Origin of the sequence: Mycolicibacterium boenickei (assembly GCF_010731295.1) — a bacterium.
GTDB classification, from domain to species: Bacteria; Actinomycetota; Actinomycetes; order Mycobacteriales; family Mycobacteriaceae; genus Mycobacterium; species Mycobacterium boenickei.
The window spans coordinates 819269-832334 of record NZ_AP022579.1 but is presented as its reverse complement, the minus strand read 5'-3'; the positions used below and the strand labels follow the sequence as shown (position 1 = coordinate 832334).

Below are 13066 nucleotides of genomic sequence, written 5' to 3'. Positions count from 1 at the left end.
ACTTCGACGCACGGCAGGTCCTCTCATGCTGTTTCCGGCTGATGCAACTAATTACGGGATCGGCGCCTCCACAGGAAAACTCCACCGATTGCTGCCGCCACTGCCAGCACGATGGCTCCCGCGATCTGGAGCCCGTGGCCACCGTCTGACTGTGCTAGTCCAGACTCGTTGGCGTCACTGCGAATTGACACATTGACGGGCGTCCCCGCTGCACCGGCTGCGACTACATCCCCGGTCAGCTGTGCCCAGTTGATGTCTGGCCTTTCGAGATAGTCGACCAATGGATCGACCAGAGACCATGAGTCGGTGGTCGTGACCAGTGCAACGGTACGGTTGCGTGGAGTGTCGGCGAAGACCTGAACTGATCCGAGGCCCTTGGATATGTCGGCGCGCAATTGCGTCGGCAAATCGACCGTGACGGCGGAGCCGGCACCGTTGAGTGGTGGGTTCAGGGCCGTGTGTTTGAGGGTGTCTGCGTTGGCCACGATCAGCGCAGCATCGGACGCCTCGGCCGCGGCTTTGACGTCCACGACCTGTGGTAGCAACTGAGCTTTCGTCTGGCGTGCGATGTCAGTGATGAGCCGCGTGGCGTAGCCGAGCTGGTTTGGGCTGGTTCCGTCAAGCGCGACATAGAACTTTGGGCTGAACTCTGATGGCAGAGCGCTGAATCCGCCAGGAGCTGATCCGCCGCGCTTCACGGTCAGGGTCGATCGAGGGTCGACCTGGAAGGTGAGTGGCGCGATCATGGGCCCGCATAGCTGACGCGGAGTGTAGGTGAGGGCGAAATCAAGACTTACCTGTTGTGTGAGTGCCTGCTTCGGTAGGTCGAAGGTTGCGTCGAGTCGGCCGGTCTGGTCGAGCGCCTGGGTGTGTACGACGATGCCGTTCGCGCGGACCATCACCGTTCCCGCATCGTCCTTCGCCACCGGTGTGTAGTCGGCAAGTAGGTGAACTTGGGCGTCCTGGATGCGACCGGCCCCCAAGGCAGCTCGATCGGTGCTGACGGACATTTCTCCGGATCGCAGCACCTCTGCCCGGCCTTTCATGCCGAGCTGGTCAAATGTCAGGGTGTCGCCAGTGGGAGTGGGGCCGATGCCGGCCTGGTACACCCTGGCAGTGTCTACCTGCGCCAACGACTGCAGGTCATTGACGATCAGCGAAGTCTGTGCGGTCAGTTCGTCGCCGCGACCAGAGAGTCGGAGATACGCACCGGGAGCCCCAGCGTTCGCTACGTTGAGGCCGGCGGGTCCGCGTTCGACGACGACCGCACGGGTCAACAGTCCGGTTGGCGGCGGCGTCGTTCCTCGCGGTTGATTCACCACGGCGATTCCGAGAGGTTGGGGCGCATACTCCCTCACCAAGGCCGATGCCAATGTGAGCACTGCTTGCTGCTCGGATGCGTCTGCGTCGTTGGGGGCGTAGATGACAACACGCTGTAGCACTGGGGGAAAGAACGTGCCAGCCGTCGCCGGCGCCGGCTCCGTTCCGGTGAAATCCACATCCAGATCGCTGATTTGAAGCTGCTGCATCGGCCCGCAGATCTGGCCGGTGCTGTCTACTTGTCGCGCTGTGAATGACAAGCCCACTGCCGCGGCTCGAACGCGGGCGGCCGAAATATCAACTGTGAACGGGGTAACCGCCTGATTGGCGGCCACCGGCGGCAGGTTCACCGCCCCTAGGAATCCGCCGCTCGGGTCCGAAACCTCCAAGAACCCGGGACCGAGATTCACGGGAGCGTGAATAACTCCGTGCACTCTGACAGGGTTGAGTCCTGTGGGCACCGGAACCGTGAAATCTTGGTTGCTGTTGGCGGCGTTGAGATTGATCGTGCGTGGTAAGCCGAGGGATGGCCACGACAGGTTGAGGGTGCTGGTCTCGGGATCTGCCGAGGCCGGCGCGGCAAGTGCGCTTGCCGCAACTACCAACGCTAATAGCAAGCGAATATTGGTTACTGCGAACATTAATCGGCGCCCGCGGTAGCGCCTCACCCGCTGCGGGTAATCCGAATCGGGTGAGGTCGGCGTGCTGACCGGATTCACGAAATTCCACCTTCGGTATCGCAGTTTGCGGACACCCACACTGGCGTCGGACTATACCGGCGTGTACGGGTGCGAGTGGGCGGGTTGCAATCACATTGCAACCATGGATAAGTGAGTCTGGGAGGCCAAACCGTTGTCCCGCCAGTACCTGGGCGCCATAATCACGGGGACACACGTGAGGATGGGAAGACTCGGTGGCCGTGATGCTAGCAAACACGCATCCGTCTGGATCGCGGGTCAAGATGAGGGACCTGCTCACGAATATGTCGGCTTCTCTGGTTCTGACCCGCTTACTGTGGAGCGCCTAATGAATAAGCGTCAGACTACGTCCACCGAAAAGAAGCCTGGCTCTTTTGGGGGCACGGATGTTTCACCCGCAATGGCACACGCTCAAGCCCGCAGGTGGCGAACCGCGTACGCCCGGCGCGTCTTGATCGCCGACGCCGTGACGCTCGCGGTGGTCATTGCGTTCGCCGAATGGGTAGGCACTTCGCTGGCGCACCGCCATTTCGCCAGCTTTACCACCGCTACGGCGTTTTCGATTGGGATTTATATCGGTTGGCTGGTAGCGCTGGGGTACGTGCATTCGCGCGATCTGACGCTAGTAGGGCAACAGGCTGAGGAGTACCGACTCGTCGGAATGGCGACCGCTTGGACGTTTGCGCTCGCTGCAGCTGCCGAGGTTTTTCTGGACATGCCGATATCGCGGATCCAGTTCGGCGTCACCTTTGGCCTTGGGCTGATCGGTCTGTTCGTGGTCAGGCACCTGCTGCGGGCCGACGTGCGTCGACGTAGGAAGCGGGGGAGCTACATCTCCCGTGTCGTTGCGCTAGGCAGTGTCGACGCGGCGCGCACGTTGTCGGAGTACTTCCAACGCTCACCGAGCGCTGGATACCAAGTGGTCGGCGTCTGTTTGCCGGATGCCGGCGACATGATCGGGCAGAACGTCGACCTGCCCACCGGTCCCGTCCCCGTTCTCGGTTTCAACAACGACAGCGAGGTCGAGGCTGCTGTGAAGTCATCCGGTGCGGACGCGCTGGCGGCGGTGTATGCCGGGGACTTCGGACCTGAGAAGGTCAAATTCCTGGCATGGCGAATGCAGGCAATCAACACCGAACTCATCGTGGTTCCGGGTTTGACCGAGGTCGCGACGCACCGGCTGCAGCTGCGGCCGCTGGAGAATTTGCCGCTGTTTGTGATCGAAGCACCTACTCACGATCGGGTGTCGATGATCTCCAAGCGGATACTGGACCTTGTGCTGGGAACCATCGGCACCATCATCGCGTTGCCGGTCATCGCGCTTGCGGGTTTGGCCATCAAACTCGATGACCGGGGTCCGGTTTTCTACCGGCAGGAACGGGTCGGCCTCGACCAGAAGACGTTCAGGATCTTCAAGTTGAGGACGATGCATGTGGGCACCGACAAATTGCCGCAAACCAATGAGCAGCATGCCGAGAGCATGTTCAACAAGCGCTCGTCGTCGTCCAGCGTCACCAAGGTCGGAAAATTCCTGCGGGCCACGAGCATCGATGAGTTGCCTCAGTTGTTCAACGTGCTGGGCGGCTCGATGAGCGTCGTCGGGCCGCGTCCACTTGTGCCGGGCGAAGCTGGCACGGACGTCGCATTCCTGGAACACAGAGAGCATGTAAAGCCTGGCATGACGGGGCTATGGCAGGTGTCCGGGCGTTCTGATCTGGAGGACAAGGACCGAGTCCGGCTCGATCGGTCCTATGCCGGCAACTGGTCCGTGATCGGCGACCTGGTGATCATCTGGCGTACAGTTGGCGCCGTTCTCAAGAGAAAAGGCGCCTACTGACGTATTTGCTACTTGGCGACTTGGCTAACAAAGTGGAAGGGCGGTGAATACCAGTTTTGCCCGGGAACGCGACGGCCTCACACACTGCTCTGACTGCCATTAAGAGGGTCGAAGCGCGCAATTGGATCACGCAGTTGCTCGCCGGAGCTCTTGTCGGTGCTTGTGTGTGCGCAGGACTTGGCAGCGTCCTGTTCAGCATGATGGCTGCGGACACCACTGCGACCGCGCTCGTGCGCATCGTCGAGCCGCCGGATCTGGTGGCGATAGCGGGTGGAGCTAGCCAAACTACGCCGCAGACCCAGGACAACACGGGTCGATATGTCGCAGGCGAGGTGGCCTATCTGTCAGGTGACGGGTTTGGCCAGGCTGTCGCAGCCCGGTTGGGTAAGAACAAGCCGCCAAAACTGAAGGTGGTGCAGGACGGGCAGTCGTCGGTTGTGGCCATCAGCAATACCGACTCTTCTCGTAGTGACGCGATCCGCGCCGTGCAGATGACTATCGACGTGTACGGACAGCAGCTTGCCGAGCGCACGGACCGACAGATGCAGTTGATTCTCCCGGCACTCTCGCAGTGGCAGCAGGCCGCGGACGGTCCTGGAGCAGTCGCGATTCAGGCGCTGCGGGACAGGATCCGTCTGCAAGCCACACAGTCGAGCAAGCTGCCAGTGCTGCAGGCCCCGACACCCGATTACGTCAGTTCTCATCGCGCGACCATCGGTGCGGCACTGGGGATTTTCCTGGGCGCCACTGTCGTGCCGTTGATCATGATGGCGCGTCGCAAGCGGGCCGGGCTGGTTTCGCTTTCGTCGGATGGCCCGGATATCAGCGACGCCGTCGACCGCATCCTTGTGCCGGTGATTGATCTCCGACAACCACCGCGGCCGGCCTGGGGGGACGATCAGATCGCGCTCGGCCGCAAGCTATACGCGCAACTGGGCGCACCCGACGCGGGCCGGACGATTGTTGTCGTCGGGGCCTCGCCCTCCTCGGGAGCATCGACCGTCGCGGCACTGCTCGAGCTGGCTGCTTCAGAGCACGGCCCTGTGCAGGTGACAAACGAACCGATCGTCAAACCCGATTCGTCCACCACCGTGATTGTCAAGGCCGGCACCGTTGGTTCATCTGGGTCGGTTCCGGCGGCGATCGCGTCGGCCACCGATCTTGTGCTCGTATGCCGCCCTGGTACTGACACCTCCGAACAGGTTCACCTCGCCTGTTCAGCAATGGCATCGAGTGCCGCGACGCGCAACGCGGTCTTCACGTCGCTTCCGTGGTGGAGATTCGGCCGGCACTCCGACGAGAAGCCGGAACCGCATGTAAACGGCGCGGACGTGACTTCAGCGGATGGCAAGACGATGACGAGGGATGCCATTGTCTGAAAGCCGGGCTTTGCATGCGGTGGTGCAGGTTATCGCCGGCCTGGGGTTGAACATCTTCCCCGCGATATTCATCGCCGTGTACGCCCGAATCGCCCCGATCGAGGTGCAGGGTTTCCTTGCCGTCGCGTTGACGGTCGGCGTATACGTGGCGCAGTTGATCAACGCGTTCATCATCGAAGGGCGACTCGCTACCCCCGGCGCGGATCAGGACTTCTGTCTGCCCGTGTGGATCGCGTTGTTGAGCCTAGGGGCAGGCGCCTTGCTCATCTTCGGCCCGACGGTCTCGTCGCCGGTCGTGTTGATGCTCAGTGCAACCGGGCTGATGACCGGCATGCTGGTGGGCCGCTCGATCGGGATGGTCAGCGGCAGGTGGCGGCGGGAAGCGGTGGCCTCCACGATTCTGATCATCTCTGGCGTGATCGCGCTCGTGCTGGCGGTCCAACACAGCGGACACAGTGTTCGGGTTCTGGCGGTGGGCGCCGTCGCCGCGATACTGATGCGGTACCTGCCGCGGACGCAGTTCGGGCGTTCGGGCATGCCGCCTGACATCGGCAAGGCGAGTTGGGTCACTGCGGAAACTGCGGTTGTCGGTGCCGTCATGCCGGCGATGACGTCGGTCGTGTTGTACGCGATGGGGCCGGCTTCTTCGGTGGCATTTCGAGTCATCTCGACGGTGTCTGGTGCGCTCGAGCCGATCATCTCGTACGGCAGATATCGACTTCTCGCGCGGGCGAACAAACGCGAGGCCGCAATTGTCGGAGTGATATTCCTGCTCGGGTTGGTGGCAGTCCTTGTCGCTGCGTTCGGTGGATTCGGACAGCTCGTTTTCGGACCGGCCTGGAGCAACGTCGGCGTGGTCGCCCTGTTGCTCGCCTGCGTCTGGAAGGGCTTGATGCTCCTCTCCACGGTTCCGTTCGCGGCTCTGCGCGCAGCGGGGGAGACCACGGCGGTTTTCTGGGGCCGTGTGGTGAGCACATTGGTCTACCTTGCACTCGGATTGGGATTCCTGTTCATCTGGCACTCGACCATCGCGATATTCCTCTCCTTCGTCATCGCCGAGATCTTCACCGGGATCCTTTACCGGACCGTGGCGCGCAGATACGTCCCCGACTTCGAGGGAGTTGTCGACGTGGCCGCCCGCCGACTGCGCAACGGCCGGCGGTCCACAGATGGCGGCAGTGGTGCTGCTTAGCGAGACGGAGTCGGTTTCAGTGACTCCGAGTCGGCATCGGAAGGCACCGATGCCTCCGTGGTTTACCCCGGGCCTGTTCATATTGGTTCCCGTCACGATGTCTTTCGTCGCGTGGTCGGCACTGGCTGCATGGCGGAACCGCGCATTTCGGAGCGGGCCGTTCGAGAAGCTCGCCGGATGGCCAGATCCGTCTCCAGTTGAACCGAAAGGCATTGTCTTATTGGTGATCTGGTATGCCACGATGGTCGCGGTAGCCACCATCGGATGGCGGATCGGATCAGCGGGTCGGCCACCGACTTCGAAGGTGATGGAGACGACGTCCACCCCGCAATTCGAGAAGCGCTATTTCCTCTTGATACTGGCGATCTCTCTGGTCGGTGTCGGCTACACCTATGTCCAGATCGCGAGCGCTACGTCGATCCTTGGTGCGCTGGGCTCTCAGCAAGCAAATGCGTTCAGCCAGTCGATATCCCAGTCTGCTGGTATCGGAACACTCCGTTATGCGCCGATTCTCGCGGCACCGCTGGGTGTTTACCTGTGGAGGAAGAAGACCGTCCGGTGGCCCCTGATGGTGGCCGGCGTACTCCTGCTGTTCTTGGACGCGGTGATTTCCAGCCGGCTCTCCTTGTTGATGGCAGCTGTCGTCTACCTGGTGATATGGGCAAAGACGGCGGTACCCTCCCGGCGTCCCGGTGCGCGGCGACGCCGATGGATGGCGATCATTGCGATCCTGCTGGTGGGATTCTCACTCTTGGCTGTGCTCAATTACTTCCGCAATGCCAACTACTACCGCGATGTCGGGGTTACGAGCCCGATCGCGATGAACTTCTTCCAGATGGGCGCATATCTTTCGGTACCGGCTCAAGTGCAGCTGGGTGCGTCGGGCGCGATCATGGAGGGGTCCTGGGAGAAGGACGGCGATCCGGTCGACTCGATCAACGCGATCGAACCCACCTTCCTCCAGTTCAACAAAGTGACCAAGGACAACAGCTGGAAAGGCGCCGAGGTGTACGGCTACTCGGCATCGTTCGGGTCCAGCTTCTTCACCAATTCCGTTTTCGCGGATATTTATTCAGACTTCGGGGCATGGGGCTGGTACTACACCTTCCTGCTTTACGGGTTGTGTGGATTTCTGCTGGCCAAGATTGTCCGGTACAACGTCGTGATCGCCGCTTCTGGCGGTGTCCTGGCCTATTGCTTCGCCGAGGTGTGGCGTATCCAGATTGTGAGCTACGGCTTCGTAATATTCCTCTTGTTGTCGACCCTGGCCTGCGCTGTGCTGGCAGCTCGGTGGCCATTTGGGAGGAAATCCATCTCAGACGCCCGAATAAGCGCAGTTGCCGGTACCTCGGACTAGGACCGGATCTCTCCGTGCGACCGCATTATGAGATGAGTAGATGCGACACTGTTTTTGACGGGGAGGGGTCCGTGATGAAATGCGGTTTTTGCCGTCACGCGCGTCTTGCCGGTGCGCTGTGAGTATTTCACGACGGTCTGCATTGTCAGCGATAGTCCTGGCGGGATTGGCGGGGTGCACGCGGGCAACAAAGGCACCTTCGATCAACGTGCGTGACTATGGCGCAACGGGAGACGGCAAGACCGACGATTCAGCTGCCATCCAGGCCGCGGTCAAAGCGTTGCGGGCGGGCGACACTCTGTACTTCCCGAACGGGAAGTACAGATTCGCCGAGCAGTACCCCAGCGGGGAGGCGGCGATATCGATCACCGGAATGTCGGATGTTGCCATCGAGTTCGATGGCAACGCGGAACTTGTCATGGACAACATCGACGAGGAAGAGGCCACCGGTACCAGCCACGGAGTCCTGATTCGCGGTCCGGCTTCGCGTATCACGTTGCGCAAGGTGAAGATTCGATGGGCGTCTCGGCCGCCGCGCTCATTGGGTGACGGCATCAGGATCGTCGGTTATCCGACGGGATTGAGCAGCGTGCTCCACGGGTGGCTCGGTTCGCCCGCACCGGTCAGCAACGTGGTCCTGTCCGACTGTGAGGTCCGGTCCAGCCCGCAGGCAGGTGTCATTCTCGTCGGCGTTTCCGATATCGATGTCACCAATCTTCAAGCACATGAGACGGCGGCCGACGGATTGCATTTCAACGCATGCCGACGCGCCAGCGTCAGCCGCCATACCGCGACCGACAACGGAGACGATGGTCTTGCCTTGGTTACGGAATATTCCGATCGACCCACGTTCGACGGGGATGCGCAGACGTTCGCGTTCCCTGACCTGACGGACTGGTCGAACTCGGATTTCGAAGTCACTGATGTCAGAGTTGCCGGCGGTCGGGCTAACGGCGTTCGGCTTTCAGGCGCGAACCGAGTGCTCCTGCGCAGGGTCGACGTGACAGGCAAGCGATCAGGTGCCGGCGTCATGGTCGACTCGACGGCGCAGATCACATCCGAAAGCGAGTGGCTGCACGTGGCATCCCGCGGCGTGCGACTCGAAGACGTCACCGTCGCTGATTGTGAGTTGGGTATCCACCTGCTGGGGCGTCCAGATCCAAAAGGGGACAATCGTTTCACCGATTTTGACGTGGCCGTGAGCGACGTGGGCATACGTAACTGCACGAACTGGGCCGTGCGTGTCGAATCACTGACCACACGGCCTGTCACAGGCTTCGAGCTCTCCGGATGTGATGTCGCTGCAACATCGATATCAGAGGGAAATGGTGGCGTAGGTTTCGGCAACACTCACGATCTGAACATCGACAAGGTTTTCGTCACTCATGCTCAACTCGCCGTCGTGTTCCTGGCGGAGAACTCACACCGGCTGAACGTCGGCGCCGTGAAGCTCTCGATAGACCAGACGAACGAGGCGGATGACGACTCGATACCTTGTGCGTACTTCGATAACAGCGATGGCACGATCAATGCGATGGACGTGAGTTGGCCTCAAGCCCCCGAGACGTGGGTCCCGGTGCAGTTCACCGCCGAGACTTTCAAGGCGCACTCACTGGCCATTCGGAAACTGTCAGTGACGCCGGATTCGGTCGTCAACCATATGGGTGTGGGCTAGGACCGACGGAACGGTTCGTCACCCCAGTACTTCGTCTAAAACTGTCTGCATCTTCGCGCGGAAGTTGGCTTCGGAAAATCCTTCGGCCCACTGCCGGATGCGAGACCCGTCGTATGCTGACGGGTCGAAAGCCTTTATGGCCGAGACGAATCCATCAATGACCTCCGGATCGCTGCCCAGCGGGACCAGCACACCCGTCGACCCGGGGACAACGCTGTCGAGTGCGCCCCCCGCCCCGAGTGCGATCACGGGGGTTCCGGTTGCCATCGACTCCACCGGGACGATCCCGAAGTCCTCGATACCGGGCATGAGCAATGCGCGCGCTCGCCGGTGCAAACTGAGCAACTCGTCATGAGTGACCCGGCCCAGAAATGTCACGTTCGGACCGGCCAGATCCTGGCATTGCTTCATCGATCGTCCGTCGCCGGCGACTATCAGTCGCACACCGGCTTTGGTGGCTGCGGCAATAGCGAGATCTGGTCGCTTGTATGGCACGAGCCTGCCCGCGAGGAGGAAGAAATCCTCCCGTTCGACCGATGGATCCGGGGTGAATCCGTCAGTGTCGACCGGCGGGTGCACGACAGTCGATTCCCGGTTCCACCACTCGGTAATTCGCTGAGCGACGGCCGTCGAGTTGGCGACGATGCGGCGCAACTTGGGGGCAGCTGCGCTCTCGCCCTTTTTCGCTATCCGGCCGAGCACGGCGAGCGCTGCGGCGCCCGCCGGCCCTCCGGCTTCTTGGGCCCGCATCGACGGTTCCCATGCCCATCGAGCAGGGCTGTGCACGTATGCGATCACCGGAGCATCCGTGGCGAAGACTGCCTGGGTGGCAAAGGCGTGATGGCTCACCACCACGACGTCGAAGTCGTGAAGATCCATGTGCCGGAACGCTGCTGGTATCAGTGGCGCCAACGGCGCATAGGAGCGCTGTCCGAGAAGGCGATAGCCGTAGTTCAGCCACGTCGCATGCGGAGGGTGCGTGATGCCGTCCGGGATGCTGCCAGGCTTGGTGATAGCCGCAAAGACCTCTGCGTCAGGCCATTGCAGTGCTAGTTGTTCGACGACGTTCTCCGACCCGGCGATCTCGGTGAAGCGTTCGTGGACTATGGCGATCCTGCTGTCCGACATCACCTGTCGCCTCCGATCTCGTGCGCAATCGTATGAAGCAGTGGACCCTCGAGCTGGCTGGCGAGATCGCGGAGCACCGGACCGTATTCGGGGTGGGCCAGGGCGAAAGCGAACTGGGCGACCAGGTAATCGGACGGATTGCCTGTATCGCACCAGTGGCCCTGGATGACTTGGCCGTAGACGGCATGGTCTTTGGCGTAGGCGTTGATCGAGTCGGTGAGGTAGATCTCGCCGGTCTGGGTACCCTCATGCCAGCGTCTGGTTTGTTCAGCCAGTTCGTCGACGACGCCCGGTGTGATGACGTAGCCACCAATCGCGGCGTAGTTGGAAGGGGCCTCGTTCGGTTGGGGTTTCTCGACGATTCCACTGATCCGCAGGAGGCCGCCATCCCGATCCTCCTTGATGACCGGCACTCCGTACCGGCGTGAATCTTCCGGGGCCATCGGCATCAATGCCAGCACCGGGGACGATGTCTGCTCATAGGCGTGGATCAGCTGCTGGGCCCGAGGCACTTCGGCGACGAACACGTCGTCTGGCCAGAGCACCAGGACCGGCTCGCCACCGAAAGATCGAGAGGCGTTGAGCACCGGAGTGCCATTGCCGTACGGACCGTGCTGGTGGAGGTACGTGATGTGTCCCCGCGCGGACAGTTCCCCGACCTCCTCGACGGCGTCGGCATACGCGTCCTTGCCGTCCGCGCGAAGTTGGTCGACGAGTGTGGTGTTGGGGCGAAAGTGTTCCTCTATCAGGTTCTTTCCACCAGAAACCACGATCGTGATGTCGGTGATGCCGGAGTTGACGAGCTCACGCACAGTGTGCTCGATGACCGGCTTGTCGCCGACCGGCAGCATCTCCTTGGGAATGGCCTTGGTCAGCGGCAGCAGGCGCGAACCGATACCGGCCGCGGGAATGACGGCTTTGCGGATGCTCTGTTGTGCCATGGGTCCCTCTCCGTCAGGTGCGGCCAGCAGGTCCTACACCGTACGCATGTGTTCGATGATTGAGCTCGGCTTCACCGAGAGCTTCCGGATTGCCACCGGTTGTGCCTTTGCCGTGATGTGAACCGGTGTCCAGGTCTCAGGGGCCTGTGGCCAATTGACATGCATTGCATTGATCGCGCCTTCACAGTTGTCGAAAAGTGCGCTCGGCGTCGAGTCGTCTTGTACCCCGTCGGTTTGCGTAACCGACAAATTCAGCGCGGAGATCGAGAGGTTTCTTGTGTCGGAGGCGCTGAAGGTGACGACTGGCTGAGAATGCGTTACCGAAATCTTGCCGAAGCTCAGATTCTGGGTGTTGCCCAGGCCAATGCCACCGTTTCCGCCCGTCGTCGAGGTGGCGTCAACAGTGCAATTGTCGAGCCGTAGTCCACTGACCGGTTGGGATGTCAGCGACTCCGCTCGGACGGCCCAGTTGCTGCAACTACGGATGTTCACGTCGGCTGCGGAGATGCCGAAATCGGTGAACTTGCGGTCGCCGTCGGCTCCCGGCCGTGCCAGCAGTTGGATGCCCATTTCGCAGTCGGCAACAGTGATGTGCTCAAGTCGCAGGCCGCGCGACGCCAGATATCGCCAATCTGCGCCGGAGTCGATATCCGCGGTCGAATCGACGACAATGCCTGCACCGGTTTGTTTTCCAGCCACGGTCAGGTCGCGGAGCGTGACGCCATCGGCGCCTGCGAATCGGACGCCGTTGGCCCGCCCGCCCGAAACAGTGATGTTTGTGATCGTGAAATCAGTATTGGACCAGGCGGTCAGTTCAGGGAATGCGAAGGTCTGTGCGGCGCTGTCGTAGGTTGGGCGGTCGGAATAATAGGTGACCAATGCCAAGCCGTCGTCCCCGTTGTCTGTGACCGTATAGCCGTCGACGTTGGCGCGCCGACACGCATTGAAGTGCAGCCCATCGGCCGCGGTGTCATACACACGCAGGTTGGTCACCTTGATATTGGAAACGCCCATGAGGATGACACCGGCCTGCGGACTGGAGCCAACCTCACAGTCGGCGATACGGATGTCGTTGACCGGTGCCGGCGGGCCGCTCCAGCCCGCAGGTGGATCGTCGGTGATTTTCGCGGGATAGCCGACGATCCGTATGCCGTCACCCAGCGATCGCGGTGCTTTTGTCGCCCACCGCAGTCTCACGCTATCCAGACTGATGTGCGACGCTGGACCTTGTATCAGGATTGCGTGGCCCGCTCCGACGCCGTCATCGAGGTTGTCCATGAGAAGTTCAGCGCCGGTGTCGAATTTGATGTCCACGTGCGAGATTCCGGTGATGGACACAGCGGCCCCGCCCTCCGGGTTCGGTGCGGCGAAGCGATAGCTTCCCTTCGGAAAGTGCAACGTCGCGCCTGACCTCAATGCCCGGACAGCGGCTTGGATCGCGGCTGAATCATCTGTGCTGCCGTCACCTTTGGCGCCGAAATCACGCACGTCGACGATGGACCGCACTGCGGAGGCTCTGGGCGCCAAACCCGCCATCGC

General features: G+C 61.5%; 9 protein-coding genes. 5 read left to right on the top strand and 4 right to left on the bottom strand.

Features of this window, described 5'->3' with window-relative positions; translation table 11 throughout:
- Positions 1-47 precede the first annotated feature (47 nt).
- Complete coding sequence (locus tag G6N57_RS03705) at positions 48-2039, bottom strand: hypothetical protein (protein WP_234815901.1); 1992 nt, start codon at positions 2037-2039, stop codon at positions 48-50.
- Between the two features lie 430 nt (positions 2040-2469).
- Here G6N57_RS03705 and G6N57_RS03700 point away from each other — a divergent pair, with 430 nt between their 5' ends.
- The 5 genes from G6N57_RS03700 to G6N57_RS03680 all read left to right on the top strand — a co-directional run bounded on the left by G6N57_RS03700 (position 2470) and on the right by G6N57_RS03680 (position 9458).
- Positions 2470-3855, top strand: a complete 1386-nt coding sequence (locus tag G6N57_RS03700) for a sugar transferase (RefSeq protein ID WP_162563890.1) — start codon at positions 2470-2472, stop codon at positions 3853-3855.
- A gap of 197 nt (positions 3856-4052) precedes the next feature.
- The gene (locus G6N57_RS03695) at positions 4053-5234 is read left to right on the top strand and encodes a hypothetical protein (RefSeq protein WP_133118411.1); all 1182 of its coding nucleotides are present in this window, start codon (positions 4053-4055) and stop codon (positions 5232-5234) included.
- Positions 5221-6426 carry a hypothetical protein gene (locus tag G6N57_RS03690; RefSeq protein ID WP_133118410.1) on the top strand — a complete coding sequence of 402 codons (1206 nt, stop codon included), beginning with the start codon at positions 5221-5223 and terminating at the stop codon, positions 6424-6426. Before G6N57_RS03695 ends, G6N57_RS03690 begins: the two co-directional genes overlap by 14 nt.
- Positions 6404-7783: an O-antigen polymerase gene (locus G6N57_RS03685; protein WP_174814454.1), complete on the top strand. Its 1380-nt coding sequence runs from the start codon at positions 6404-6406 to the stop codon at positions 7781-7783. The genes G6N57_RS03690 and G6N57_RS03685 overlap by 23 nt, the downstream gene beginning before the upstream one ends.
- 208 nt (positions 7784-7991) lie before the next feature.
- Positions 7992-9458 (top strand): glycosyl hydrolase family 28-related protein, encoded by a 1467-nt coding sequence (locus G6N57_RS03680; protein ID WP_162563891.1) that lies wholly within the window; start codon positions 7992-7994, stop codon positions 9456-9458.
- An 18-nt stretch (positions 9459-9476) separates the two neighbouring features.
- On the opposite strand, the gene G6N57_RS03675 is transcribed toward G6N57_RS03680, so the two are convergent.
- The 3 genes from G6N57_RS03675 to G6N57_RS03665 are packed head-to-tail and all read right to left on the bottom strand — an operon-like array spanning position 9477 to position 13033.
- On the bottom strand, positions 9477-10586 hold the full coding sequence (locus G6N57_RS03675; protein ID WP_077738585.1) for a glycosyltransferase: 1110 nt from the start codon (positions 10584-10586) through the stop codon (positions 9477-9479).
- Positions 10586-11527, bottom strand: a complete 942-nt coding sequence (locus G6N57_RS03670) for a UTP--glucose-1-phosphate uridylyltransferase (protein WP_077738586.1) — start codon at positions 11525-11527, stop codon at positions 10586-10588. Before G6N57_RS03670 ends, G6N57_RS03675 begins: the two co-directional genes overlap by 1 nt.
- Before the next feature lie 33 nt (positions 11528-11560).
- Positions 11561-13033, bottom strand: a complete 1473-nt coding sequence (locus tag G6N57_RS03665; RefSeq protein WP_162563892.1) for a glycosyl hydrolase family 28-related protein — start codon at positions 13031-13033, stop codon at positions 11561-11563.
- Positions 13034-13066: the final 33 nt, after the last annotated feature.

Bases quoted from the DNA above. Each gene is read 5' to 3' on its own strand.
- G6N57_RS03695 (WP_133118411.1), top strand. From the start codon at position 4,053: ATGATGGCTGCGGACACCACTGCGACCGCGCTCGTGCGCATCGTCGAG.
- G6N57_RS03690 (WP_133118410.1), top strand. From the start codon at position 5,221: ATGCCATTGTCTGAAAGCCGGGCTTTGCATGCGGTGGTGCAGGTTATC.
- G6N57_RS03685 (WP_174814454.1), top strand. From the start codon at position 6,404: ATGGCGGCAGTGGTGCTGCTTAGCGAGACGGAGTCGGTTTCAGTGACT.
- G6N57_RS03675 (WP_077738585.1), bottom strand. From the start codon at position 10,586: ATGTCGGACAGCAGGATCGCCATAGTCCACGAACGCTTCACCGAGATC.
- G6N57_RS03670 (WP_077738586.1), bottom strand. From the start codon at position 11,527: ATGGCACAACAGAGCATCCGCAAAGCCGTCATTCCCGCGGCCGGTATC.